Origin of the sequence: Kitasatospora indigofera, assembly GCF_014655955.1 — a bacterium.
Lineage (GTDB): Bacteria > Actinomycetota > Actinomycetes > Streptomycetales > Streptomycetaceae > Kitasatospora > Kitasatospora indigofera.
This window is the reverse complement of record NZ_BNBO01000011.1, coordinates 113,281-137,819: the sequence shown is the minus strand read 5'-3', so window position 1 is coordinate 137,819 and position 24,539 is coordinate 113,281. Positions and strand designations below refer to the sequence as shown.

The 24,539-nt window shown below is 75.4% G+C and carries 17 protein-coding genes and 3 tRNA genes; 6 read left to right on the top strand and 14 right to left on the bottom strand.

The annotated features are described in order from the left end of the window. Positions 1-164 precede the first annotated feature (164 nt). Complete coding sequence (locus IE329_RS13135) at positions 165-365, bottom strand: hypothetical protein (protein ID WP_073929080.1); 201 nt, start codon at positions 363-365, stop codon at positions 165-167. Between the two features lie 183 nt (positions 366-548). On the opposite strand from IE329_RS13135, the gene IE329_RS13130 reads away from it, so the two are divergent. Then, on the top strand, positions 549-1,517 hold the full coding sequence (locus tag IE329_RS13130) for an aldo/keto reductase (RefSeq protein ID WP_190211011.1): 969 nt from the start codon (positions 549-551) through the stop codon (positions 1,515-1,517). A 148-nt stretch (positions 1,518-1,665) separates the two neighbouring features. Here IE329_RS13130 and IE329_RS13125 read toward each other — a convergent pair whose 3' ends face one another. The 3 genes from IE329_RS13125 to IE329_RS13115 all read right to left on the bottom strand — a co-directional run bounded on the left by IE329_RS13125 (position 1,666) and on the right by IE329_RS13115 (position 7,355). Continuing rightward, entirely contained in the window at positions 1,666-2,727 is a 1,062-nt protein-coding gene (locus IE329_RS13125) for a C40 family peptidase (protein WP_190211010.1), read from the bottom strand. Next, a complete protein-coding gene (locus tag IE329_RS13120; RefSeq protein ID WP_229927397.1) occupies positions 2,724-4,058 on the bottom strand; it encodes an SPFH domain-containing protein in 1,335 nt (444 codons plus the stop codon). The genes IE329_RS13125 and IE329_RS13120 overlap by 4 nt, the downstream gene beginning before the upstream one ends. 234 nt (positions 4,059-4,292) lie before the next feature. Further along, complete coding sequence (locus IE329_RS13115) at positions 4,293-7,355, bottom strand: Ig-like domain-containing protein (RefSeq protein ID WP_190211009.1); 3,063 nt, start codon at positions 7,353-7,355, stop codon at positions 4,293-4,295. Positions 7,356-7,645: 290 nt separating this feature from the next. Here IE329_RS13115 and IE329_RS13110 point away from each other — a divergent pair, with 290 nt between their 5' ends. Continuing rightward, positions 7,646-8,068: a globin family protein gene (locus IE329_RS13110; RefSeq protein WP_190211008.1), complete on the top strand. Its 423-nt coding sequence runs from the start codon at positions 7,646-7,648 to the stop codon at positions 8,066-8,068. A 10-nt stretch (positions 8,069-8,078) separates the two neighbouring features. Next, entirely contained in the window at positions 8,079-9,308 is a 1,230-nt protein-coding gene (locus IE329_RS13105) for a globin domain-containing protein (protein WP_229927396.1), read from the top strand. A 67-nt stretch (positions 9,309-9,375) separates the two neighbouring features. Here IE329_RS13105 and IE329_RS13100 read toward each other — a convergent pair. From IE329_RS13100 to IE329_RS13090, 3 genes are all read right to left on the bottom strand, one after another. Then, positions 9,376-9,451, bottom strand: a tRNA-Arg gene (locus IE329_RS13100). Between the two features lie 134 nt (positions 9,452-9,585). After that, positions 9,586-9,658 (bottom strand) — tRNA-Arg (locus tag IE329_RS13095). A gap of 270 nt (positions 9,659-9,928) precedes the next feature. Next, positions 9,929-10,019 (bottom strand) — tRNA-Ser (locus IE329_RS13090). A 177-nt stretch (positions 10,020-10,196) separates the two neighbouring features. On the opposite strand from IE329_RS13090, the gene IE329_RS13085 reads away from it, so the two are divergent. Beyond that, the gene (locus tag IE329_RS13085) at positions 10,197-13,916 is read left to right on the top strand and encodes a hybrid sensor histidine kinase/response regulator (protein ID WP_190211007.1); all 3,720 of its coding nucleotides are present in this window, start codon (positions 10,197-10,199) and stop codon (positions 13,914-13,916) included. A gap of 83 nt (positions 13,917-13,999) precedes the next feature. Here the strand turns inward: IE329_RS13085 and IE329_RS13080 are convergent, their stop codons facing one another. Together IE329_RS13080 and IE329_RS13075 are read right to left on the bottom strand one after the other, a co-directional pair. Next, positions 14,000-15,658: a long-chain fatty acid--CoA ligase gene (locus IE329_RS13080; protein WP_190211006.1), complete on the bottom strand. Its 1,659-nt coding sequence runs from the start codon at positions 15,656-15,658 to the stop codon at positions 14,000-14,002. Between the two features lie 260 nt (positions 15,659-15,918). Continuing rightward, complete coding sequence (locus IE329_RS13075; RefSeq protein WP_190211005.1) at positions 15,919-16,656, bottom strand: SDR family oxidoreductase; 738 nt, start codon at positions 16,654-16,656, stop codon at positions 15,919-15,921. Positions 16,657-16,748: 92 nt separating this feature from the next. Between IE329_RS13075 and IE329_RS13070 the strand changes: the two genes are divergently transcribed. Beyond that, entirely contained in the window at positions 16,749-17,645 is an 897-nt protein-coding gene (locus IE329_RS13070; protein WP_190211004.1) for a LysR family transcriptional regulator, read from the top strand. A 54-nt stretch (positions 17,646-17,699) separates the two neighbouring features. Here the strand turns inward: IE329_RS13070 and IE329_RS13065 are convergent, their stop codons facing one another. Continuing rightward, entirely contained in the window at positions 17,700-18,590 is an 891-nt protein-coding gene (locus IE329_RS13065; RefSeq protein WP_190211003.1) for a DUF1906 domain-containing protein, read from the bottom strand. A gap of 151 nt (positions 18,591-18,741) precedes the next feature. On the opposite strand from IE329_RS13065, the gene IE329_RS13060 reads away from it, so the two are divergent. Then, positions 18,742-19,839 (top strand): EamA family transporter, encoded by a 1,098-nt coding sequence (locus tag IE329_RS13060; protein WP_229927395.1) that lies wholly within the window; start codon positions 18,742-18,744, stop codon positions 19,837-19,839. 100 nt (positions 19,840-19,939) lie between these two features. Here IE329_RS13060 and IE329_RS13055 read toward each other — a convergent pair whose 3' ends face one another. From IE329_RS13055 to IE329_RS13040, 4 genes are all read right to left on the bottom strand, one after another. Further along, positions 19,940-20,713 carry a pyridoxine/pyridoxamine 5'-phosphate oxidase gene (locus tag IE329_RS13055; RefSeq protein ID WP_190211002.1) on the bottom strand — a complete coding sequence of 258 codons (774 nt, stop codon included), beginning with the start codon at positions 20,711-20,713 and terminating at the stop codon, positions 19,940-19,942. A gap of 608 nt (positions 20,714-21,321) precedes the next feature. Beyond that, positions 21,322-21,663, bottom strand: coding sequence for a hypothetical protein (locus IE329_RS13050; RefSeq protein WP_190211001.1), 342 nt, complete (start codon positions 21,661-21,663; stop codon positions 21,322-21,324). Positions 21,664-22,198: 535 nt separating this feature from the next. Beyond that, complete coding sequence (locus tag IE329_RS13045; RefSeq protein WP_190211000.1) at positions 22,199-23,563, bottom strand: FAD-binding oxidoreductase; 1,365 nt, start codon at positions 23,561-23,563, stop codon at positions 22,199-22,201. A gap of 140 nt (positions 23,564-23,703) precedes the next feature. Further along, positions 23,704-24,528: a MerR family transcriptional regulator gene (locus IE329_RS13040; RefSeq protein WP_190210999.1), complete on the bottom strand. Its 825-nt coding sequence runs from the start codon at positions 24,526-24,528 to the stop codon at positions 23,704-23,706. Between the last annotated feature and the right edge of the window lie 11 nt (positions 24,529-24,539).

Here is a 24,539-nt window from a genome sequence, read left to right as displayed (position 1 = left end):
GCCTGCCCAGCAGGCCCGGCCGACGCGTCGGTCCGGCCGGCGGGCCGGGGCCGGCCCGCGCGGCGGGCGGCCCTGGCCGGGCAGGGTCAGGCCGGGCGGGATCGGACGAGGTCGGGCGGGAGCCGCCGGGCAGTTGCGAACTGCCCGGCCCGGTAAGGACGTTCTTACTTGACCGCGAGCCAGATGACGACGGCCAGCACGGCCACCACCACGACGGCCACGCCGGCGATCACGCCGGTGCGGCTGTTGCCGCGGCTGCTGCCATAGGTGGAGACGGAGCCGGGCGCCTGGGGGGCCGGGGTCTCGTCGACGAACGCCCGGAACATCTGGGTGCTGCCGGCGGGGTCGTAGTCGTTGTCAGCCATGGCAGGGACTCTAACGAATCCGCCCGCCCTACCGACACCCCGGATCCCCCGCCGACCGGCGGGCCGCCCGGCCGGGCGGCACCGCGGGGGTGCCGGCGGCCCGTCTGCAACGGCCGCACGACAACATCGTGAAGTCCTGGCGGTCCCGGAATGGCCGCTCCCGCGATCAGGTTGACTTCGGGCATGACCGAAAACCACAGTGACTCCCGCCCCGGTGTGACGCTCGGCACCTCCGACCTCACGGTGTTCCCGCTGTCGCTCGGCGGCAACGTCTTCGGCTGGACGGCGGACGAGGCGCAGTCCTTCGCGGTGCTGGACGCCTTCGCCGCCGGCGGCGGCAACTTCATCGACACCGCGGACGTCTACTCGGCCTGGGTGCCGGGCAACACGGGCGGCGAGTCGGAGACCATCATCGGCAACTGGCTGCGCAGCCGGGGCAACCGGGACGACGTCGTGGTGGCCACCAAGGTCGGCGCGCACCCCGAGTCGACCGGCCTGAAGGCACACACCGTCAAGTCCGCCACCGAGGAGTCGCTGCGCCGCCTCGGCGTGGAGCGGATCGACCTGCTCTACACCCACCGGGACGACACCGACACTCCGGTGGAGGAGTTCATCGCCGCCCTGGACGAGCTGGTCAAGGAGGGCAAGGTCCGGGAGATAGCCGCCTCCAACATCAGCGCCGAGCGGCTCACCGAGGCCCTGGACTTCTCCGCCCGGGAGGGCCTGGCCCGGTACGTGGCCGTCCAGCCGCACTACAACCTGGTCTCCCGCAACACCTACGAGGGGCCGCTCGCCGAGGTCGTCGCCGCCCACGGGCTCTCCTCGGTGCCCTACTTCGCGCTGGCCTCCGGGTTCCTGACCGGCAAGTACCGGCCCGGCGGCGCCGACGTGGACAGCGCCCGGGCCCAGGGCGCCGCCCGCTACCTGGACGACCCGCGCGGACCGAAGGTGCTCACCGCCCTCGACGCGGTCGCGGCCGCCCACGGCACCGAGCCGGCGACCGTCGCGCTGGCCTGGCTGGCGTCCCGCCCGACCGTGGCCGCGCCGATCGCCAGCGCCCGGACGGTCGAGCAGTTGCCGCCGCTGCTGGCCGCCGCCACCCTGCGGCTCGCCCCGGAGGAGCTGGCCCTGCTGGACGAGGCCTCGGCCTGATCCGCCCGGCGCCGTGTCCACAGGCTGTGGACGGACTCGTGCCCGGTCCGCTTGTCCACAGGCCTGTGGACAAGCGGACCGGGCACGGTGCTTGCGGACGCCCGGGCGGGGTCTCCGGCGACGAGGGCCGCCCGCGGCTCCCGGGACGCTACGGCCGCCCGAAGTGGGTCGGATGGAAACCGCTGCTGAGGGTGGAGACCCGGACGTTCTTGCCGGGCCGCGGGGCCTCGACGAACTTGCCGCCGCCCAGGTAGATCCCGACGTGGTGGATGGCGGACGCCCGGCCGCTGTCCGACCAGAAGAGCAGGTCACCCCGGCGCAGGTCGCCGGCGTCGATCGGGGTGGTCGCCGCGTACTGGTCGTTGGCGACCCGAGGGAGGCTGACGCCGGCCCTGCGGTAGGCCTGCTGGACCAGCCCCGAGCAGTCGAAGCCGCCCGGGCCGTCGCCGCCCCAGACGTACGGCTTGCCCACCTGCGCCAGTGCGTAGGCGACCGCCGTCTCGGTGCTGCCCCGGTCGGTCTCCCCGGCCGTGTCCGGCCCGTCGGAGTCCGGGCCGGCCGCCTGGCCGGACGCGGCGCCCTGGCCGGTCCGGCTGAGGTAGACGTCGTAGTGGCTGGTCCACCGCCACTCGCCGCTGACGCTGCGGAACCAGTACTTCGAACCGTCCCAGCCCTGCTGGGGACCGCTGCCGCTCGCACCGCCGGCGGTCTTCGGCGCGGTGCCATTCGGCGCGGTGGCCTTGGGCGCGGTGGCCTTGGGCGCGGTGGCCTTCGAGGCGGTGCCCTTCGGCGCGGTGCCCTGGGCCTGGCCGGCCGAGGACGCGGCGGGCCGGCCGGCCGACGTACCGCCCGTCCGGTCCAGGTAGACGTCGTAGTGGCCGGTCCACCGCCACTCGCCGCCCACGCCCTTGAACCAGTACTTCGAACCGTCCCAGCCCTGCTTCACCGGCGCGGGCGCCGCGTGCGCCGATCCGGTGCCGGCGGTCAGCCCGACCACTCCGGCGCCGGCCACCACCGTGGTCGCCAGGCAGGTGCCGCGAACCGTGCGGAGTATTCGGCTGTCCCCCGGCCGCGCGGCCCGGGCGGGCGTACGCACCCGGGCGGCGCAGCTGAGGCAGCCGCAGCCCGCCAACGCGGGGATGCTGCCGCGGCTCTCCACGAACCCCGCCAGCGCCGGATCGGCGACGGCGGGTGCGGTGGCTATCTTCATCGGGATCGTCCTTCCTTACGCCCGGCCCGCACGGCCGGCGACGGTCCGCCGGCGCGGACACTGGGGGATGGCACCGAGGCGGCCACTCCGGACGGAGCGACGAACGCGACGAGCAGGTGCTCCATCAGGGCACTGCGCGCGGCCTCGTCCAATTCGTGGGCGGTCGCCCGCTCCAGACGGCGGACCGCCAGGGCCGCCGCCTCCACCGCGTCGTCGACGAGCACGGTGCGCAGGCCCGCGTCGAGGTCGGCGAGACGGCGGCGCCGCATCGACTCGGCGACCTCGGGGGCGTAGTCGAGCGCCATCGGCTGCACGGAGTAGACCTCCAGCCCGGCCGGGGCGACCTCGGCCGCCAGCGCCCGGGTGAGCTCGTCCGCGAACCACTGGCCGTCCCGCAGGGCCGGCCCGGGCACCGCGTTGCTGTCGCACGGCAGTGTGGAGGCGGTGCGGGTCAGCACCGCGTGAACCTGCTCGCGCAGGTAGTTCTCGTGGTCGGCGATCGAGAGCAGGGCGCGCGCCGTGTCCTTGACCCGCCAGACGATCAGCAGCCGGACCACGATGGGCGTGCCCGTCCGGTCGACGGCGTTGACCGGCTCGCTGCGCCAGTGCCGCAGCCGGACGTCCAGCCGGCGCCGGCGGAGCAGCGGGTTGACCCAGACCAGCCCGGTCCGCCGGACGGTGCCGCGGTAGCGGCCCCAGCGGGTCAGCACCCGGGTCTCGCCGCCGGCGTTGGCCAGCAGTCCGGCCAGGACGAACAGGATCAGCAGGCCCGCCCCGCTGACGGCGGCGACGTCCCGCAGGGCCACCACCGGCCGGCCGGCCGCCCGCGCGGCGCCGACGCGGACGTCGGGGAGGACCTGCCAGTGCGGGATCACCCCCGTCCGGGCGAGCAGCAGGACCACACCGGCGAAGCCGGCCAGCAGGGCGAAGAGCGCGAGCCAGCCGGGCAGGGCCACCGCGCCGTGCTCCCGCAGGGCGGGATCGGCGCGCGGAGGGCGCCGGGTGGTCGTGGCGCGCACCACCGTCTCCTCCTCCGGCCGGGCCGGCCGGGCCGCGCCCAGCGGCAGGACCGGCTGAACCGGCTGAACGGCCTGCACCGGCGGCATCTGGTGGGCCGGCTGGGCCGGCTGCGCCGTCACGGGCCCGGCGGCCGGACCGTCCAGCGGGTCGAGGACGGTCCGCGGCCCCGACCGGCGGGCCGGCGGGTCCAGCGGGAGCTTCGCCATCCTGGTGAGCGGCGTGGCCCCCGCCGTCGGGGACTCGGGCAACGGCCGGATGAGGGCGTTGGCCAGATTGTCGGGTCGCTGCGAAGAATCGCGGGTGACGTCCATGCACGGATCCTCGGGGTCGGTGTGTCGCGCAACGGGCGGCCCGGATCTGACGGGCAGTGCCAGACTCAGGCTAGGTTCATATGTCATCAAATGCGACATTTAACGCGTAGCGTGTCGACATTCACTGACGAACCGTCTGAGTTCGACCTGACGCGCAGGCACATGCTGGGTGTGGGGACGAACATCTTCAGCGCCGCCGCCGGCCGGCCCCCCGGCCGAACACCCGGCGGGTGATCAGCCCCACCGAGGCGAGCAGCAGCAGGGCTCCGGCGAGGGCGGCCCGCCATCCGGTCGACACCGGCCGGTGCCGGGCCACCGCTCCGCCGCCGCCGGGCTCCGCCAGCGCCCCGGCCGGCTCGGCGGCTTCCCCGGCGGCCCCTCCCCTGCGGCAGCGTCCTGAGCCCCCGGCCCCGGCAACCGGACGGCGGACGGGCCGGCGGGCGGCAGCGGCCGGGCGGAGCCCCGCGCCGCGGACGAGGCGGCGGAGACGGCGGCGACGGAGACGGACGGGACGGGCGACGGGGACGACGAGGTGAGCGGCGGGGTGAGTGGCGACGGCACCGCGGACGGTGCGGACGGCCGTCCGGACGGCGCCGAGGAGGCCGCGGGCAGGGCGGCGGGGGCAGCGGAGGCCGACGGCGCGGCGGGAGCGCCGGCCGGCGGGACGAGGATGGGCAGCAGGCCCGGCGGTGCCGGTGGTGGCGACTGGGCCGTCCCGGCCTCCGTCGTCGACGGGACCGGACTCACCACCGGGGCGGCGGCTGCCGAGGACGCCGCCGCGGCGGCAACAGGGCTCGGCGGGACGGACGAGGAGGGCCTGGGCGAGGACGCGGACGCGGACGCGGACGCGGACGCGGAGGGCCGGGGCGAGGGCGAGGGCGGGAACTGCCCCGAGGGAGCCGCCGCGGCCGTGGACGCCCTCCCCGGCGCGGGGGAGGAGGCGGACGCGGCCGGCGTCACCGGCGAAGGCGAGGGTGACAGCGGCGAAGGCGAGGGTGACGGCCGCGACGGCGACGGCGTGGCCGCGGGTACGCCCGCCGGGGCCGGCGCCGAAGGCGTCGCGGAGGGCGTCACCGAGGCCGAGGCGGAGGGCGCCGCGAGCCGGACCGTCACGGCGTCCGCCGTCGTCCCGTTGCCGGCCCGGTCGGTGGCGCTGACGACCAGTGAGTGTTCGCCCGGCGCGAGGTCCCGGGCCGCCGTGCAGCTCCAGCCGCCGTCCACGGCGGCCACCGCGCTGCAGGACGGGACGCGCTCCGCCGCCGGGGCGGCCGCCCGGGTGCCCACCATCACGGTGCTGCCGCCCTCCGCGCGGCCGGCGAACCGGGGGCGGGCCGTCCGGAGGACCTCGCCGGCCGCCGGGGTGGTCAGGACCGGGGCGGCCGGGGCGACGGTGTCGACGACCAGGGCGGAGGCCCGGCCGGTCGCCCGGTTGCCGGCCGCGTCGACGGCGGAGGGGGTGAGCCGGTGCGTCCCGTCCGGGAGGTTCTCGACCGGCAGGCAGGACCAGCCGCCCGTCGGTCCGACCAGGGTGCTGCACAGCTCGGTGACCGTGGCCGTGGCCGTGGCGCCGGCCTGGTCGGCGACCGAGACGGTGCTGCCGGGATCACCGGTGCCGGTGAGCAGCAGTCCGGGGTCGTTGGTGAACTCGGGCAGGTCGAGCACGGGCACGGCCGGCGGCGCGCTCTTCACGGTGAACCGGACGGGGTCGCCGGTCAGCACCACCCCGCCGGTGGTGGTCTCGACCGGGGTCAGGGCGTGCGCCCCCTGCGCCAGCGCCGCGTCGGGCCGGCAGGCCCAGCCGCCGCCCTGGTCGACCCTGGCCCGGCAGAGCACGGAGCCGCCCTCCCGGATCTCGACGGACGCGCCCACCACCGCGCCCTCGCCCCGGACCTCGGGGCGGGCGTCGGCCACCGTGCCGCCCTCGACCGGGCGGCCGATCTCGGGCCGGGCGGCGCCGACGGTGAGCCGGACGCGCTGGTCCTCGACCCCGCCGGAGTCGGCGAACCCGCCGGGGGCGACCAGTTGGGAGGCCTCCCGGGCGAGGCGCAACCGGGCCCAGGTCTCCCCCGCCGAGGCGCCGGGCGGGACGGTCCATTCGAGCCCGGCCGTGGTGGCACCGGCCGGGGCCTCGGCCTGCACCCGTTCGGCGGCGTCGAAGCGGCCGTTGCGGTCGAAGTCGATCCAGCCGGCCAGGGTCGCCGGGGCGCCGCCCACCGCGACCGGCACGCTCAGCCGGTAGTAGTGCCCGATGGAGGCCTCGGCCGGGTAGCTGACGACGGGGCCGGTGCCCCGCCGGTCGGTGCGCCCTGGCTGTGGCCCGGGCGGGGTGAGCCCGGCGAAGGGGCTGCGCCGGGCGGCGCCGTGGTCGAGTTCGACCAGCGGCCCGCCGCCCTCGGCGGCGCCGTCGGCGGCCGCCGTCCGGTCGGTACGGGCCGGGCCGAGTCCGGCCGCGGAGCCGAGGAGCAGGTCGGTGGCGAGGTGGGAGGCGTTGGTGTAGCCGGCGGGTGCGGTGCCGACCGTCTCGTCGAGGGTGACGGTGTACGCCTGACGCAGCGCGGCCGGGGCGGTGCTGCTGCCGGCCCGCGCGGTGGAGCGCTGCTCGACCCGCAGGGTGGCGGTGCTGAAGGTGCCCGCGAGTTCGAGACTGCCCTCGGCGACGGCCTCCGGCGAGGCGTCCGAGCCGCCGTCCGGCCCGGCCGGGGCGAGGGCGTTTCCGGCCACCGTCCAACCGGTCCAGCTGCTCCGCGCGGTCAGCACCGGGGCGGCGGGGGAGCCGCCGGTGACGGTCAGCCGGGCGGCGGTGGCGGTGCTGCCGCCCCGGCCGGTGGCGAGCGCGGCCAGGCCGCTGACGTGCAGCCGGGGGTTGCGGACGGCGCGCGAGAAGGAGATCTGGAGGGTGCCGAGGGTGCTCCAGGCACCGTCGGCCCGCAGGCGGTCGGGGGCGAGGCCGAAGGCCTCGGCGGGGGCTCCGGCGGCGAGCCCGTCCGCGTAGCCGGCCGGCCGGCCGCCGGCGCGGTCGGCCAGCCGGCCCGGTTCCGCCGTCACGGTGACGCCCGGGGCGGCGGCGAAGTCCAGGCGGACGGTGAGGCCGGAGGGAAGCGTCGCGCGGCCCTGGCCCGACCAACCGTCAGGGGACTGCTGGGCCAGCACGGGGGGTGAATTCCAGCCAAGCAGCAGGCCGGTGGCGAACAGGGCGGCCGTGGCCGCGCCGAACACCCGCCGGCGCGCTTTCCGCGGCTCGTCCGGGCACCCGCCGAAGGTGGGACCGGCGGCGGGGCGGGAATACTGTCGGCTCATCCGGCTCTCCTTCGGCGTCGGCCACCCGAAGGGGGTCTGGGCACAAGATCCGACAAAACGGAATCACGATCACGAGCCGGTAATACTCCGACACCGGCAACATTGCCCAGGTCGTACCCAAATGGCGGCCCCCCACCCGGCCGACCGCCCGGATGGCACCGGGGGCCGCCCGGTGTGACAGCCGCCGAGGGATCGTCAGATCATTCCAACCGACCGTTACTGACCAGTATTTGACCATTCATCGGTCATCCCTGTTCGAATTGCCGAAAGGCTCAGTAGAGTCGGCGCCCGTGACCATCAATCCCGTTCTCATCAAGAGCAGTTTCGCGGTCGTCGAACCTCATGGCACGGACGTCACCGCGCACTTCTACCAGCACCTGTTCGAGCACAACCCCGGCGTCCGCCCGCTCTTCGCCGAACATCTCGACGCCCAGCAGGACCGTCTCTGGGGCGCGCTGGGCGCACTGGTCACGCACCTGGAGGACACCGAGACCCTGGTCGGCATCCTGCGTGACCTGGGCGCCCGGCACGCCCGCTACGGGGCCCTGCCCGAGCACTTCCCCGCCGTCGGGGCCAGCCTGCTGGCCACCCTGCGGCACTTCGCGGGCGAGGAGGCCTGGACGGCCGAGGTGGAGGCCTCCTGGACCGCCGTCTACGGCGTGATCGCCGGCACCATGACCGAGGCACTCACCGCCGCGCAGTCCCACTCCTGAGGCCGCCGCGGTGCCCTTCGACCCCGCGGTCATCCGCGCCAGCTTCGCCGTCGTCGAGCGCCGCGCCGACCACATGGCCAAGTACTTCTACGCCCACCTGTTCGCGCACCACCCCGGCGTCCGCGATTTCTTCCCCGAGCAGATGGCCGAGCAACGCGACCGGCTGTTCGCCGCGCTCACCCAGCTCGTCCTGCGGCTGGAGAACCCCGGACAGCTCACCGGCTACCTGCGCGCGCTCGGGCGCGACCACCGCAAGTTCCAGGCCGCGCCCGAGCACTATCCGGCCGTCGGGGCCAGCCTGATCGCCGCACTGCGGCACTTCTCCGGCCACAGCTGGACCCTGGAGATCGAGAAGGCCTGGACCGAGGCGTTCACCGTGATCGCCCAGGTGATGACCGAGGCCGCCGCGGAGGACGAGCCCGAGTCCCCCGCCTGGTGGGAGGCCGAGGTGACCAACCGCCGCCGGGGCGCCCCCGACGTCGTGGTGCTCACCCTCGCGCCGGACCGCCCGTACCCGTTCACCGCCGGCCAGTACCTCAGCCTGTGCAGCCCGCGGGTGCCCCGGGTCTGGCGCCCGTACTCGATCGCCAACGCCCCCCGCCCGGACGGCAGCCTGGACGTCCACGTCCGCCGGGTCCGCGGCGGGCTGCTGAGCACCGCCCTGGTCGAGGACGTGATGCCCGGCGACCGGCTGCGGCTCGGCCCCGCCATCGGCGACGCCTGCCTGGTGCCCGGCTCCCGGCGGCCGCTGCTCGCGGTGGCCGGCGGCACCGGCTGGGGCCAGATCAAGGCCCTGCTGGAGGACCTGCTGGCCGCCCCCGACCCCCGCCGGGTGATGGTCTACCTGGCCGCCCGGAGCGACGCCGACCAGTACGACCTGGCCGCCGTCGAGCAGCTGGTCGACCGCTACAGCCGCCTGGACGTCCTGCTGGCCGCCCCCGCCGACGGCGCGGACCGCACCTCGGCGAACGGGCTCCTCACCGACGGCCTGCGGGCCCACGGCGACTGGGAGGGGTGGGACGTCCACCTCAGCGGCCCGCCCGGCCTGGCCCCCGAGATCACCGAACTGCTGCTGGGCCTCGGCGCCGAGCCGGAGCGGATCCGGCACGACCCGGTGCCCGAGACGCTCAACCGGACCCGCCCGCTGACCTCCTCCGACTGGTTCCTCGACCGCCGGGACGTGGCCTGGATCAACCGCACCGAGCTCGGCCGCACCGAGCCACCCGCCCCGGAGGAGTAGCGGGCGGCGGCCCCGCGAACGACGGAAGCCCCGCCGACCTGGTGGTCGGCGGGGCTTCCGTTTCAGCTGGTGCGCTCAGCAGGATTCGAACCTGCAACCTCTTGATCCGTAGTCAAGTGCTCTATCCGTTGAGCTATGAGCGCCCTCGGGGACCTTGCGGCACCCTGTGGTACTCGGGAAAGCCTACCTGATCCAGGGGCCCTCCCCGCACACCCGGCGCGGCGCGTGCGGCAAGCGGCGAGGCCCCGGGCCGGAGCCTGGGGCCTCGCGATTGCAGTGCGCTCAGCAGGATTCGAACCTGCAACCTCTTGATCCGTAGTCAAGTGCTCTATCCGTTGAGCTATGAGCGCTCGCCCTGGCGTTGTTGCCGCCGGGGCGGTGCGGGAACAACATTACATGACCTGCGACGTGGGGCGAAATCGTTTGATCCGGGCGCCCGGCGGCCCGGCCGGAGAGCACCGGACGGGCCCGCGGCCCGCGGCCTGCGGGGCGGCCAGCCGGCCGGGCGGGCAGGCTTCGGCCACGGGGTGGGGCGGGACGTCGGCAGACCGCCGGCAGGGCGGCCGGCCCCGGGCACGCAGAAGCCCCGCCGGCCTGAGGGCCGACGGGGCTTCCGGAGGCGGAGGCTGAGGGATTTGAACCCTCGATGGGCTTTAAAACCCAAACCGCATTAGCAGTGCGGCGCCATAGACCGGACTAGGCGAAGCCTCCTCCACAAGGACCGTCCCCGCATGGCGGATCCGTTCCGTGTGCCTGTGATGATGCCACAGCCTACCGGCCCGGCACCAACCACCGCTTACGTTACTAGGCGGGTCGTCCCCACCGCAAAGAACAATGAGATACTCCAGTCTCCGGAGGAGCTGCCCTGAGCCGAGGAGACCTGTCGACGTGAGCAGCAGGCCGATCCGAGGCGCTGCTCGCCTCGCCGCCATACTCGACGCCCTGCCCGACGCGCTGCTGCTGGTGAACAGCAACGGCACCGTCGTCGATGCCAACAACGCCGCCGTGCAGAGCCTGCAGGCGCCCGGGACCTCACTGGTCGGGATGGGCGTGCTCGATCTGCTGCCCGAGTTCGACCCCAGTCGGATCCCGGGCTCGATGCGGCCCGCCCCGCGCGAGGACGACGCGCTCGACCGGCCCGTGCGGATGACCGCGCGGCGCACGGACGGCACCGCCTTCCCCGTGGAGGTGTCCGGCAACGACTTCGCGGACGACGGTGCGAGCGAGGGCCGCGGGTACGCGCTCTCGCCGCTGGTGCCGTACGACCCGTACCGGGACACCCCGCGGCAGTCCTCCGGCAGCGACCTGCTGCTGCTGCTGGTGCGCGACCTCTCCAGCCGGCTCGGCGTGGAGGCGGAGCTGCGGCGCCAGCACAAGCAGACCGAGATGATCCTGCGGGCCGCCGCCGAGGGCGTGCTGGGCGTCGACCTGGAGGGCCGCTGCGTGCTGGTCAACCCGGCCGCCGCGCACATCCTGGAGTACCGGGCGAGCGAGCTGGGCGGGCGCGAGCTGCACCCGCTGATCCAGCACTCCAAGGCGGACGGCACCCCGCTGACGCTGGAGGAGTCCGCCCTCCTGGACACCCTCACCTCCGGCCGCAAGCACCGGGTCCGCGGCGCCGTGCTGTGGCGCAAGGACGGCCGGCCGGTCACCGTCGACCTGACCACCGCCCCCGTCCGGGACGGCGACCAGCTGGTCGGTGCGGTGATGACCTTCACCGACCGCAGCCGCGAGCTGGCGCTGGTCGCCCGCAACGAGCACCTGACCGCCGTGCTGGAGAGCGAGCTCGGCGGCGCGCTGACGGCCCTTCACCGGCGGATCGACGCGCTCGCCGGCGACCCGGCCGGCCAGCTGTGGCCGGAGGCGAACTGGACCCTGCGGCGGCTCGCCGACGAGTGCCGGCGGTTCGGCAAGCTGATCGACGGCGTGCTGTCGTACCAGCGCTACGAGGCCGGCGCCGAGAGCGGGCAGAGCGCCCCGGAGCGCGAGCCGGTCGGCCTGGACAAGGTGGTCCGGCGGGCCGTGGAGCACGCCGGCGAGCTGGTCGGCGCCGGGCGGGTGCGCTTCTCGGTGCACGCCGCCGCCGTCGAGGTGATCGCGGACGAGGACCGGCTGGCGCAGGCGCTGGCCCACCTGGTCGCGGACGTGAGCGGCGTGGCGCTGTCGCTGGACGCCGTGCCGGTGGTCGACGGCGTTCCCGCGCCGGCCCCCGCCGGCCCGCTCGAACTGCCGCCGTCCGGCGGGGACGCGCCCATGGTGGTGCTGGCGGCCGCCCAGCGCGGCGAGGTCGCCCGGGTCGAGATCCGTGGTCCGGGCCTCGGCCCCAGCCCCGTCCACCTGCCGATAGCGCGCAGCGTGGTCGAGCGGCACGGCGGCGTGCTGCAGTCCCACGAGCTGCCGAACCGGGCCGGCACCACGTACGTGGTGGAGCTGCCGCTGGACCCGGCCGCGGCGAAGGCCGCCGCCGAGCGCGCGGCGGCCGGCGGACGCCGGGACACCCCGAAGGAGTCGGACACCGCGGTGCTGCCCGACCTCCCGGGGATCCCGCAGCTGCCCTCGGGCGAGCAGGCGGAGGCCGCCGGTCCGGAGGGCGGCGCCGCGAAGGACGGTGGTGCGGAGGCCGGCGAGGAGCCGGCCGGGCGCACGGCGGAGCAGCTGCCCGCGGCGCCCGAGGAGGAGGGCCGGACCGGCCGCGGCCGCCGGGCCGCCCGGACCGCCGAGCCCGAGCACTGGCAGGAGGCGCCCGCCGCGCGCACCGGTCAGGGCAGCGGCACCGGGACGGGCGTCAGCCTGGGCCGGTCCGTCCCCGAGCAGTGGAACGGCGGCGAGCCCGGCTACGGCAGGGCCGCCGGGGCCGCCGAGCAGCCCGAGCACGACCCGTGGCGCGGTGGCGACGACGGCGGGACGGCCTATGCCGTCCCGGCCGGCGAAGGCGACCGGACGGCCGGCGGCCGGGACTCCGCGGCGGCCGGGCAGAGCGCCCCGAAGCCCTCCGGCGGGCCGATCGCGCTCGGGCCCGGCCCGTCCGCGGCACCCGCCGCGCCGGAGCGCCCGGCGGAGCCGCAGGCTCCGGAGCGCGGGCCGATCGCGCTCGGGCCGGCCCCCGAGCCCGCCGCCGACCCGGCGCAGGCCCAGAGCCAGGGGCAGAACCAGAGCCAGGCCCAGAACCAGGGGCAGGCCCAGGGGCAGGGCGCCTCGCGGCGCCGCCGGGCGCTGCCCGCCGCCGGCGAGGAGGCCCAGCCCGGTTTCTCGCTGCCCGGCGTCCCCGACCCCGGCACCCCGCTCTACCCCGGCCTGGAACACGCCCTGCCGGCCGGCCCGGCGCCGGCCGCGCCCGAGCCGGGCACGGTGCCGCCCACCGGCCGGCGCCGGCGCCTCGCCGTGCCGCCGGGCGGCGAGGCCGAGGCCAGGCCCGAGGAGCAGGGCGAGGAGCCCGGCCCCCTCCCCGCCGTGCCCGAGACGGCCCCCGCGGCCTCCGGGGCCCTGGAGATCGCCAGACCGGCGGGCGACAACCTGCCCGCGACCACCCAGCCCATGACCGGCCAGCCCGGTCAGCCCGGCACCGCCGAGGCGGGCGAACCGCGTCCGCCGCAGCCGGTCGGCAGCGGGCTGGGCGAGCTGGCCCCGCCGCGTCCGATGGGCGCCGGCGGCGGGTTCCCCGGCTCCTTCCCGGCCGCCCCGGGCACCGCCGTGGCGGTGTCCCAGCCGGGCGGCCAGGCGGACGGCGGGGCTCCGATGGAGGCCCGCACTCCCCCGCGCCCGATGGCCGAGCTGGCGCCCGCCGCGCACGGCGAGCCCGCCCCGGCCCTGGCCGCCGACCCGTCCGCGCCCGCCAACCCGGCCGCCGCCGGGGACCCGCGCCGGCTGCTGGTCTGGCCGGAGCCCGACCCGTCCACCAAGCAGGCCTTGCAGGACCGCGGCTACCACCCGGTCATCGTCCGCTCCCGCGAGGAGGTGGACGCGCAGGTCGCCGGCTTCCCCGCGGCGCTCTTCGTCGACCCGCTGACCGGCCCGATCACCCGCACGGCCCTGCAGTCGCTGCGGACGGCGGCGCTGAACAGCCGGGTGCCGGTGCTGGTCACGGCCGGGCTCGGGCAGTCCACCCGGGAGGCCGCCTACGGCGCCGACCCGGCGGTGCTGCTGCGCGCCCTGGCCCCGCGCGACGGGGAGAACCACGCGCCCCGGGTGCTGCTGGTGGAGTCCGACCCGGACATCGCGGCCGCGATGATCAGCAGCCTGGAACGGCGTGGCATGCACGTCGAGCACGCGGTGGACGAGAACGACGCCGTCGCCCGCGCCAGCAGCGTGCAGCCCAACCTGGTGGTGATGGACCTGCTCCAGATCCGCCGCCGCCGGGTCGGCCTGCTGGACTGGCTGCGCGCCAACGACCGGCTGCACCGCACCCCGCTGGTCGTCTACACCTCGGTGGACCTCGACCCGCGCGAGCTGCCGCGGCTGCGGACCGGCGAGACGGTGCTCTTCCTGGCCGAGCGCTCGACCGACGCGGACGTCCAGTCGCGGATCGTGGACCTGCTGGGCCGGATCGGCTCCCTCGGCGAGCCGGGGGCGGCGGCCGGCGCCGGGGTGATGCGGATGGCCGACCGCTGAGCCGGTAGCCGTCGAACGCCGTCGGGCCGCCCCTCCGGACGGAGGGGCGGCCCGACGGCGTTGCGCCCGGACGGGTCCGGCGGCTACTTGCCGAGGACGGTGACCTCCAGCTCGTCGGCCGCGTACGAGGCCCGGATCACCTTCTTGTCGAACTTGCCGACCGAGGTCTTGGGCACCGCCGGCACGATCGACCAGCGCTCGGGCAGCTGCCAGGAGGCCACCCGCTCCGCCAGGAAGGCCCGCAGCTCGGGCAGGCCCGCCACCGCGCCGGGGCGCAGCACGACGGTGGCCAGCGGGCGTTCACCCCACTTCTCGTCGGGCACCGCGACCACCGCCGCCTCGGCCACCTCCGGGTGGGCCATCAGGGCGTTCTCCAGCTCCACCGAGGAGATCCACTCGCCGCCGGACTTGATGACGTCCTTGGCGCGGTCGGTCAGCGTCAGGTACCCGTCCGCGGTGATGGTGCCGACGTCGCCGGTGCGCAGCCAGCCGTCCTCGCTGAACTTGTCGTCCGGACGCTCCGGGTCGTTGCCCGCCCCGCCGTAGTAGGCGCCGGCGATCCACGGACCGCGGACCTCCAGCTCGCCGGCCGCCGCGCCGTCGTGCGGCATGAACTCACCGGACGGGCCGGCCAGCCGGGCCTCGACGGAGGCGGGGAACAGGCCCTGGGTGAGCCGGTAGGGCCACTCCTGCTCGGTGGTCAGCCCGCCCGGCGGGAGGGCGAAGGTGCCGAGCGGCGAGGTCTCGGTCATGCCCCAGGCGTGCACCACGCTGATGCCGTGGCGGTCCTGGAAGGCCTTCATCAGGGCGGGCGGGCAGGCCGATCCGCCGATCACGACCATCCGCAGGGCGGAGGTGTCGTAGTCGCCGGCGTCCAGCTCGTCGAGCAGGCCGCTCCAGATGGTGGGGACGGCCGCGCTGACGGTCGGCTTGATCCGGTCAATCATCGCGGCCAGCGGCTTCGGCTGCAGGAAGCGGTCCGGCATCAGCAGGTTGGCCCCGGACATGAAGGCGGTGTGCGGGATGCCCCAGGCGTTGACGTGGAACATCGGGACGACCGGCAGCGCGGTGTCGCGGGCGGTCAGCCCGAAGCTGTCCGCCGCGATCACCTGGAGGCAGTGCAGGTAGACGGAGCGGTGGCTGTACAGCACGCCCTTCGGGTCCCCGGTGGTGCCGGAGGTGTAGCAGAGCGCCGCCGCCTGGCGCTCGTCGATGTCGGTCTGCCACGGGTACTCGGCCGGGCGGCCCTCGATCAGCTCCTCGTAGTCGTGGACGGTCCCGGCGAAGCCGGCCAGGACGGACCGGTCGCCCTCCCCGTTGACCACGATGTGCTGGAGGGTCGGGTTCAGCTGCGGCAGCACGGCCGCCAGCAGCGGCAGCAGGCTGCCGTCCGCCACGATCACGCGGTCGGCTGCGTGGTTGACGATGAAGGACAGCTGGTGCGCGGGCAGGCGCAGGTTCAGGGTGTGCAGCACGGCACCCATGGAGGGAACGGCCAGGTAGGCCTCCAGGTGCTCCGCGTTGTTCCACATCAGGGTCGCCACCCGGTCGTCACCCGCGACGCCGAGCTCGTCCCGCAGCGCGTGCGCGAGCCGGGCCGCACGGGCCCCCACCTCGGCGTACGTCCGGACCACCGGGCCGGTGCCGTCCCAGGTGGTGACGGTGGAGCGACCGTGGACGGTGGATCCGTGCACGAGGATCCGGGCGACGGTGAGCGGTACGTCCTGCATGGTGCTGAACACGCGGGTCCTCCTTGACCTGGCGGCTCCTGGCTTCGGCTACCCGACGGTAACGAAGGGCGTCCGTGGCCGATTCTGCCGTTCACGAGGGCCGATGTCAGCAGGTGCGGCCGTTGCGCCGGTCACGGCTGGGCCACGTTCGACCGGCGCACCACCCGTCATCCGTCGCGACCGGGGAACGCGCCGGGTGCTCCGGCCCCGCGTCCGCCGGCCCGTCCGCACGGCTCCCGGCGCCCGCCCGGAGCCCCGCGGCGGGCCGGTGATCACCAGGGGACGACGCCGTCGTCCTCGAAGAAGGACCCGGTCGGGCCGCCGTCGGGGAGGGTGGCGAGCCGGATCGGGGTGGCCGCGCCCTGGGCGGGGGTGCGGGGTCCGTGGAAGCCGGTGAAGTCGGTCGCGACCAGGCCCGGGCAGGCGGCGTTGATGAGGATGCCGGTCCCGGCGAACTGGCGGGCGTACTGCAGGGTGAGGGCGTTGAGGAAGGACTTCGTCGGTGCGTAGGCCGCCATGACGGGGCCGATCTCGGTGTCCGGGTCCGCCTGTCGGGTCAGCGAGCCGACGCTGCTGGAGACGTTGACGATGCGTGGGGAGACGGAGCGCCGCAGCAGCGGCAGCATCGCGTTGGTCACCCGGACGACGCCCAGGACGTTGGTGTCCACGACGGTGCGGACCACGTCCAGGTCGAGCACGGTCGGGTCCTGCAGCCATCCCGGTCCCATCTCGCCCGGGATGCCGGCGTTGTTGACCAGGGCGTCCAGGCGCCCGGCCAGTCCTTCGACCAGTTCCGCGGCGGCGGTGACGCTGCGGTCGTCGGTGACGTCCAGCGGCACCCCGAACGCGTCCACGCCGGCGGCGCGCAGTTTGCCGACGGCGCTCTCGCGTCGGGCCGCGTCGCGGGCTCCCACGCCGACCCGGTAGCCGAGGCCGCCCAGTCCGGCCGCGATCTCGTAGCCGATCCCCTTGTTCGCGCCGGTCACCAGCGCGATCTTCGTTTCGCTCATGCCGATGATGTTGGCCCGCGGGCGAGTGGCGCGGCCAACACCGATACGGTGCCCTGTCATACCCGGCGGGTATCACCGCGTATGCTGCGGCCGTGGACACCCTGGAGACCCGCGAGTTGAGGTACTTCGTGGCCGTGGCCGAGGAGTTGCACTTCGGGCGCGCCGCCGAGCGTCTCGGCATGGCCCAGCCGCCGCTGTCGCGGGCCATCCAGCAGCTGGAGCGGCGCCTGGCGGTCTGTCTGCTGGAGCGCAACCGCCGCGGTGTCCGCCTGACCGGCGCCGGGGAGGTGCTGCTGCAGGAGGGCCGGGCGGCGCTCGACGCGGCCGCCGCCGCCGTTCGCCGCACCCGGCGCACCGGGGACGCCGGCGGTCCCGGCGGCCCCCGCGGCCGGCTGGTCCTGGCGGTGAAGGCCGCCGCGTCCCACGAACTGCTGCGGAGGCTCCTCGACGCCTACGCGGCCGAGCCCGACAGTGCCGAGATCGAGGTGCTGCCGTGCGGCATCTGCGAGCAGGAGGAGCTGCTGCGCGACGGACGCGCCGACGTCGCGCTCATGCACACGCCGTGGAACTCCCTCGCCGGCTTCGACAGCGAGGCACTGACGGCCGAGGGCCAGGTCGCCGTCCTGCCCGCCGGGCACCCGCTCGCCGCCCGCGAGACCTTGTCCCTGGCCGAGGTCAGGGACGTCCCCGGTCTGCCGCTCGCCCGCTGGCCCACCCGCGGCGTCTACGCACCCGGCCCCGGCCCCGAGATCCACAACCAGACGCAGCTGGCCCAGCTGATCGCCCTCGGACGCACCGTGGCGGTCGCCCCCGACTCCGCCCGCTCCTGGCTGTGGGCCGAGCACGCGGCCGTCCCGCTGACCGACGCGCCTCCCGTCGTGACCCACATCGCCTGGCCCGCGCACAGCCGTTCCCTCGCCCTGGCCGGCCTGGTCCGTACGGCCACCGCGATGACGGGCCCGCCGGCGAGCACGGTGCCGGCCGGTTGACCCGTCTCCGACGGATGGGTTCGGCCCCCGGCCGGGACCACCCGGTGCGAGGCGTCAGGCCGCGACCAGGGCGTCCAGCTGGTTGCGGTCGACGGTGAGGGTGACGCCGCCGTGGGTCTCCTCGACGTCGCCGCGGTACTGGTGGATCCGCTGGTGCTTGGTCCAGAGGCCGCGCAGGCTCGCGTGGTCCGTGGTCGGGCGGTCGTCCCAGCGGGCGTACCAGAGCGCGTCCGGGAGCGGGGCGGCGCCGGCCCGGGCGGCGGCGGCCAGGTCGGCGATGCCGGAGTCGAGGCTGGAGTAGAACCCGGAGCGGTATCCGGCGGCGTGCAGGGCCTGGGTCCAGCCGAGGGCGAAGTCGACCACCGCCTGGCCGCAGGCCGGGTCCTGCAGCGGGTAGGACTCGATGTCCAGGTAGACCGGGCTGCCCTTGCCCAGCCCGACCGCCTTCAGCCCGCGCACGGCGGCGGCCGCCTCGTCCCGCCCCTGTCGGACGGCGTCGGCGGGGTCGATCCGGCGGGGCTTGCCGGCCTGGGTCCGGCACGGCGCCTGGAGGCCGACGTGGACCGGGAGGAAGCGCCACCCCATCGCGCGGGCCTGCCGGATCCAGTCGGCGGTGAGCCGGGGCTGGCCGCAGGCGCGCTGGGCACCGCTGGTGTAGATGCCGACCGCGCCGTAGGGCGAGTCGGCGCGCCAGGCCTTCAGGGTCTCCAGCGAGGGCGCGGTGCAGGCGTCGAAGCCGGGGCCCTCGAAGACCTCCCGGCGCACGCCCTGCAACGGTCCGGCCGGGTCGTCCAGGACGGTGGCGCGGATCCGGGGCGGTGGTGCCGGCGCACCCGCGGCGGCCGTGGCGGCGAGCGCCTCGGCACCGGAGCCGGCACCGCCGTCGGTGGCGAGGAGCAGCACGAGGGAGGCGGCCGCGAGGGACGTGGGGCGGAGGTAGCGCACAGTCCATAGGTACTGACGGTTCGTCGGATGATCTGAGCGACAGGGCCGCCGCGGCACCCCCGGGCCACCCATTTGGCCGACCCGTCCAGGTACGTCCATATTCTGGTAACGAGCTTGCCGGGCCAGCACTCCTTACGGCACACTCACTGGCATGCCCGCTCCCCAACCGACCGCCCCCGCCTTCCCGGCCCGGCCCGGCGCCACCGTCGCCACCGCCGAGGCCCTCGCCATGCCGCCCGCCCCCAAGGGCGAGCCCGCCGGCGAACGCGGTGGCTGGCGACGAGGCGGCGGCAGCAGCACGACCGACGGGCCGGCCGCCGCACCACCGGGCACACCCGTCGGCCGGACACCGTCCGGCCGACGGACCTCGAAGCTGCTGCGGCGCCCGGCGAGAATCCCGGCGCCGCTTCTCTGTGTTCTGGCCATGTTCACCGTCCAGGGCGGCACCGCCCTGTCCAAGCCGCTGTTCGGACTGCTCGGCGTCGGCGGCACGACCTTCCTGCGGCTCGGCTTCGCCGCGATCGTGCTGCTCGCGGTCGCCCGTCCCCGGCTGCGCGGCCGCAGCCCGCGCGACCTCGGCGCGGTGGCGCTGCTCGGCGTCGCCTCCGCCGGGATGACCCTGCTCTTCGCCGGGGCGGTCGACCGGCTGCCGATGGGCACGGCCGCGACCATCGAGTTCCTGGGCCCGCTCGCGGTCGCCCTGGTCTTCGCCCGGCAGGCCGCCCACCTGCTCTGGGCCCTGCTGGCCGGCGGCGGGGTCGCCCTGCTGACCCTGTTCACCGGCGGCGGGCACGGCGGCTCCGCGCTGGACCCGGTCGGCCTCGCCTACGCCTTCGGCGCGGCCGCCTGCTACGCGGTGTACATCCTGTTCACCGACAAGGTCGGCGCGGCCTTCCAGGGGTTCCAGGGCCTGGCCGTGTCGATGACGGTCGGCGCGATCACACTGGCGCCCTTCGGCCTCGGCCAGGCCTGGCACGGGCTGAGCTCGCCGGGCGCCTCGCCCGTCCTGCTGCTGCTCGCCGTGGCCGGGGTGTCCCTGCTGCTGCCGGTGATCCCGTACGCGCTGGAGATGACCGCCCTGCGGCGGATGCCGCAGCGGGTCTTCAGCGTGATCGTGAGCCTGGAGCCGGCGGTGAGCGCGCTGGTCGGCCTGCTGGTGCTGCACCAGCTGCTCGGCCGGCCGCAGCTGGCCGGGATCGGGTGCGTGGTCGCCGCCAGCGTGGGCGCCACCCTGACCGGACGCCGGTAGCGCCGCCGTCGCCCGCCCGCTCCGGCGCGCGGGCGCGGCGACCGACGGCGGATGCCCCGGCGGCCCGAGGAGGGCTGCCGGGGCATCCGCCGTCCCGGCGTCAGGGCCAGAGCAAGGTCCGCTGCCAGCCGGCGGGCGCGTGGTCACCGGCCGGGGCCTCGCCGGCCGCGGCATCACCGGCTACGGCACCACCGGCCGCGGCGTCCGTCCTGCGGTAGTGCAGACGGACGTGACGGCGGCTCTGGTCGCCCTGCCAGAACTCCACCTCCCGGGCCCGCAGGGTGTAGACGGTGTGGGTCGGTGCCACCACGGCCGGGTCCAGCTCCAGCCGGCGGGCCACCTCCTCGGCGGCGAGGTCGTACGCGGCCGGCGACGGCAGCGGCTCGCTCTGGTGTCCGACCAGCGTCGCCGCCCGCGCCCCGGGGGACCTGGTGGCGAACTCGGCCGCCGAGACCGCCGGCGGGGCCTCCTCGACCGTGCCCCGTACCCGGACCTGCCGGCCCTGCGCGGGCCAGTACAGCGTCATCGCGGCCACCGGGTGCCCGGCGAGCTGGCGGCCCTTGGGGCTGTCCGCGTCGATCGCGAAGACCCACGCCCCGCCGTCGGCGTCGACGTCGCGCAGCACCAGCGCCCGGGCGTCCGGCGCCCCGTCCGTCCCGATGGTGGACAGGGTGACCACCTGCGGGTCGAGGACCCCGGCCGCGAAGGCTCCGGCGAGCCAGTCGGCGAACAGCGGCCCGGGTGCGTCGGGAGCTCGCTCCGGGTCGAAGAAGGGCAGTGCGCGGGCCATCGGCGGCCGGCCGAACAGCAGCCCGGCAACCACGCTCCGGCCGGGACCGGCCGGCCGGGGGGCGTCCACCGAGTCACTCACCATGGGTCTCTCCTCCGTGCTGGGCGGGTCAGGTCGGCGTGGCGGCGCCGTGCGAGCGCCACCGTACCCGGCGTACCTCCGCCGGCGGCGGAGCGACCGGCGGCCGGGCACCGGGCACCGGGCGGCGGCCCGATCGGCCGCGGGGCCGGTTGCCCCGTCCCGGAACGCACCGCTCCGCGGTGTTCCGCGCTGTTCCGCGGTGCTCCGCGCCGAGCGGCGGACACCCCCGGGTGCGGCGCCCGGACGCGCCGGTGGGCGGCGCCGGTGATCGGCGCCGCCCACGAGGCCGGTTCGCGGTGACCCTTTCCGCTGTCCCGGTGAGGCCGGACGGGCGCGGTCGCGCCGCGCCGTCCCGTACGGTCTTCGAGCCCGCTCCGGGGTGCTCAGCTCACCCGCGGCCGCGGCCCGTCCGACGATGCCCGCCTCCGGCGCCCCCGCCGTCGGTGTGCGTGTCGTGCGGGCGCGGTGCCCGTCGCCGTACTCCCCCGCGCTGCCGCTGCGGCGCCGCGGGGTGTCGTTCGCCCGGCCGTCGCCGCCGCTGCCGGCGCTGCGACGACCCGTGAACCCGGTGGACCCGGGGATGGACCCGATGGGCCCTTCCGGGCTCAGGGCTAGCCGAAGGCCGGCACGAAGACCGGGTTGAAGTAGACGTTGAGGTTCTTGTTGGACTGGTCGGCGAAGACGAGACCGGCGTTGTCCTTCACCCCGACGGTGTTGTTCTGGTTCGAGGCACCGGACCCGGTCGCCGTTTGCTGCGTCGCGTTGTAGTTGCCGTCCACCGAGCCGAAGATGTTGCCGCTGCCGATGTTCGACACCACGCTGCTGTTCGAACCGTCCCCGGCCAACGCCCCGTTGTCGGCGACCGCGGCCCCCGCTCCGGCCAGCAACAGTGCCGCGGCGATCGGGAGCGCGGCGAGCAGACCAAGGCGACGAGTGGTGCGGATGCGAGCCATGAATGCCTCCATAAAAGCTGTAAGTCATGCTATCTGTGCAGAAGTTCGCGGCCAGACGAACATCTGCGGGCTGCGACGCCGAGACACAGACTTCCGCAACAAATCGACAAAGCACCACCCCCACCCGGCTTTTTCGCCCATTAGCGTGACATCGAGCCGACGGCGAATATCGGGCGGACACCCGGTTCGACAACCGACACACGGATCACCACCTGGCATTTCCCCCGAACGGCTGCCCCGCGCGGCCTCCCCGGACGGACCTAGGACCGGCGCGAACGGCGCGACATGGAAACGGCCCGCACCACCCCGGCGCGGGCCGACGGCCGACGCGCCCCTTTTCGGTGCGGTCGGCCATCCAAGTCGACATATCAAGCCATTCTTCGGCGGCGCGAAAATCATTTCGTCAGCCACCCCGATATTGGCCCGCAGAATGCGGACCCGAGCGCCGGCCCCGGCCGATCCACCGGCCGGCCCGCCCGAAGGACCGGACCGCCCGAAGGACCGGACCGTCCGAAGGGCAGGACCGTCCGAAGGATCAGACCGCCTTGCCCGGGTTGAGGATCCCCAGCGGGTCGAACACGGACTTCAACTGCCGCTGCAGCTCCACGGCGACCGGCCCCAGCTCCCGCTCCAGCCAGTCCCGCTTCAGCAGCCCGACCCCGTGCTCGCCCGTGATCGTCCCGCCCAACTCCAGCCCCAGGCCCATGATCTCGTCGAAGGACTGCTTCGCCCGGGCCGCCTGCTCCGGGTCGTCCGCGTCGAAGATGACGATCGGGTGGGTGTTGCCGTCACCGGCGTGACAGACCACGCCGATGGTCAGGTCGCAGCGCTCGGCGATCGCCGCCACCCCGCTGAGCATCTCGGCCATCCGCGAGCGCGGCACCGCGACGTCGTCGATCATCGTGGTGCCGAGCCGGTCCAGCGCCGTGAGCGAGAGCCGCCGCGCCTGCAGCAGCATCTCCGACTCGGCCTGGTCCTCGGCCGGCACCACCTCGGTCGCCCCGGCCGCCAGGCACAGCTCGCCCACCGCGGCCAGCTCGGCCGCCGGGTGCGGACCGTCGAAGGCCACCAGCAGCAGGGCCTGGGTCGACTCCGGGAGCCCCATCTGCGCGAGGTCGTTGACCGCCCGCACGGTCACCGTGTCCATCAGCTCCATCAGCGAGGGCGTGAAGCCCCGCGCCATCACCTCGCACACCGCGGCGCAGGCCGCGTCGGTGCTCGGGAACTCCGCCGCCAGCGCCAACTGCGGTGCCGGGGCCGGACGCAGCGCCACCACGGCCCGCACCACGACGCCGAGCGTGCCCTCCGAACCGACCAGCAGCCGGGTCAGGTCGTAACCCGCGACGCCCTTGGCCGTCCGGCGGCCGGTGGACAGCAGCCGCCCGTCCGCCAGCACCACGTCGAGGCCGAGCACGTACTCACTGGTCACCCCGTACTTGACGCAGCAGAGCCCGCCCGCGCCGGTACCGATGTTGCCGCCGATCGTGCAGGACTCCCAGCTGGACGGGTCCGGCGGATAGGTGAGCCCCAACTTGCCTGCAGCGCGTGAGAGTTCGGCGTTGACCACGCCGGGTTCGACCACCGCGATCCGGTTCACCGGGTCCAGCTCCAGGATCCGGTTCATCTTGACCATCGACAGCACGATGCAGTCGTCCACCGCGTTGGCGCCGCCGGACAGGCCCGTCCTGGCGCCCTGCGGCACCACCGGGACGCGCAGTTCGGTCGCGGTGCGCATGATGTGCTGCACCTGCTCGACCGTCTCCGGGAACACCACCACGGCGGGCGCCCCGGCCTCGCAGAAGCCCGCCATGTCGTAGCGGTACGCGGCGGTGACGTCCGGGTCCACCACCAGCGCCCCCGCCGGAAGCCCCTCCGCCAAACGGTCCGTCAGGTCACTCACAGTGCTCTCCGATCGCTCGCCGCGCGGGCAGTCCCACCTCTCCCCGCACTCTGCCCCGCCGCCCGGGCACCGGCAAGCACCCGGCACCCCTACCCCGGCCGGAGGCCCGCAGGGGTAGGGGTGGTGCCGGGCAGGCCCGGTCAGGCCTTGGTGACCGGCTCCTGGATCTCGGTCACCCACTTGTCCCGGTCCTCCGGGCACTCCAGGTAGAGCTCGCGCGCGTACCCGGTCGAGCGGTAGCCGTTCGCGTCGGTCCAGCGGGCCAGGGTCTGCACGGTCGGCATGATCCCGTCCATCGGACCGCGGTGCACGACGGTCGCGGCCGTCTCGATCGCGGGCAGGTCGACCACCGCGAAGTCGTACCCGTCGGCGGGGCCGACCGTGACGGTCATCCCGGCGTGCACCAGCACGGCGTCACCGTCGCCGGGCGCGTCCTCGTACCAGGCGATCCCGGGACCGAACGGGCCGACCCCGGCCGCGACCAGCCGGCGGCACAGCTCGTCGTACAGCGGACCGATCACCGGGCCGATGTCCTCCGGCCCGTAGGAGGCCGCCACCCCGGTCAGCTCGGCCACCCGCACCGCCGGGATCCTCTTCACCACAACGTCGTCGGCAGGCATCCGTCCCTCACTCTCGATCGTCCGGAGCCTCGCCTCGACCTGGGCCAGCCGCCTGGCGTCCGCCGCCATCGCGGCCGCCAGTTCCGCCCGCCGCAGCCGGAGCATCCCGCGCAGCTCCTCCGCACCCACCTGCTCGTCCAGGACGGCCTGCACCTGCTGGAGCGTGAAGCCGAGGTCCTTGAGGGCGATGATGCGGTTGAGCCGGGCGAGCTGCTCCGCCTCGTACGAGCGGTAGCTGCTGACCGGGTCGACCCGGGCGGGGCGGAGCAGTCCGATCGCGTCGTAGTGACGCAGCATGCGGACCGACACCCGGCCGTGTCTGGCGAAGTCTCCGATGTTGAACATGACGCCTCCTA

Excerpts from the sequence above, each read along its gene's own strand:
- IE329_RS13135 (WP_073929080.1), bottom strand. The coding sequence starts at position 365 with ATGGCTGACAACGACTACGACCCCGCCGGCAGCACCCAGATGTTCCGG.
- IE329_RS13130 (WP_190211011.1), top strand. The coding sequence starts at position 549 with ATGACCGAAAACCACAGTGACTCCCGCCCCGGTGTGACGCTCGGCACC.
- IE329_RS13125 (WP_190211010.1), bottom strand. The coding sequence starts at position 2,727 with ATGAAGATAGCCACCGCACCCGCCGTCGCCGATCCGGCGCTGGCGGGG.
- IE329_RS13120 (WP_229927397.1), bottom strand. The coding sequence starts at position 4,058 with ATGGACGTCACCCGCGATTCTTCGCAGCGACCCGACAATCTGGCCAAC.
- IE329_RS13115 (WP_190211009.1), bottom strand. The coding sequence starts at position 7,355 with ATGAGCCGACAGTATTCCCGCCCCGCCGCCGGTCCCACCTTCGGCGGG.
- IE329_RS13075 (WP_190211005.1), bottom strand. The coding sequence starts at position 16,656 with ATGAGCGAAACGAAGATCGCGCTGGTGACCGGCGCGAACAAGGGGATC.
- IE329_RS13060 (WP_229927395.1), top strand. The coding sequence starts at position 18,742 with ATGCCCGCTCCCCAACCGACCGCCCCCGCCTTCCCGGCCCGGCCCGGC.
- IE329_RS13055 (WP_190211002.1), bottom strand. The coding sequence starts at position 20,713 with ATGGTGAGTGACTCGGTGGACGCCCCCCGGCCGGCCGGTCCCGGCCGG.
- IE329_RS13050 (WP_190211001.1), bottom strand. The coding sequence starts at position 21,663 with ATGGCTCGCATCCGCACCACTCGTCGCCTTGGTCTGCTCGCCGCGCTC.
- IE329_RS13040 (WP_190210999.1), bottom strand. The coding sequence starts at position 24,528 with ATGTTCAACATCGGAGACTTCGCCAGACACGGCCGGGTGTCGGTCCGC.